We start from the raw sequence: 310 nt of genomic DNA, 5'->3' as shown, positions 1-310 counted from the left end.
GAAAGTTTGGTATACGATTTAGGTCACGTATCTTTTCGTGGCCTTTAAATCGCTGAATTAATAACTGTTCAACATGGTGCAGAAGAAGCCTAAGAAGAAGGTAGGGAAGAAAGTAGCCGCCGCCCCATTGGTGGTCAAAAAGGTTGAGCCCAAGAAGATCGTGAATCCTCTCTTCGAGAAGAGGCCAAAGAACTTTGCCATTGGTCAGGGCATTCAGCCAACTCGGGACTTGTCCAGATTTGTAAGATGGCCCAAGTATATCCGCATCCAGCGCCAGAAGGCTGTACTTCAGCGTCGTCTGAAAGTGCCC

1 protein-coding gene is annotated in these 310 nt (G+C 47.7%); it reads left to right on the top strand.

What is annotated here, in order from left to right:
- Window positions 1-73: 73 nt before the first annotated feature.
- Window positions 74-310 (top strand): ribosomal eL8 family protein (locus F0L68_RS46180; RefSeq protein WP_223199678.1); only part of this gene is annotated, 237 nt, incomplete at its 3' end.

Origin of the sequence: Solihabitans fulvus, assembly GCF_008386585.1 — a bacterium.
GTDB classification, from domain to species: Bacteria; Actinomycetota; Actinomycetes; order Mycobacteriales; family Pseudonocardiaceae; genus Solihabitans; species Solihabitans fulvus.
The sequence above is the reverse complement of the archived record's forward strand: the minus strand, read 5'-3'. Positions and strand labels throughout refer to the sequence as shown.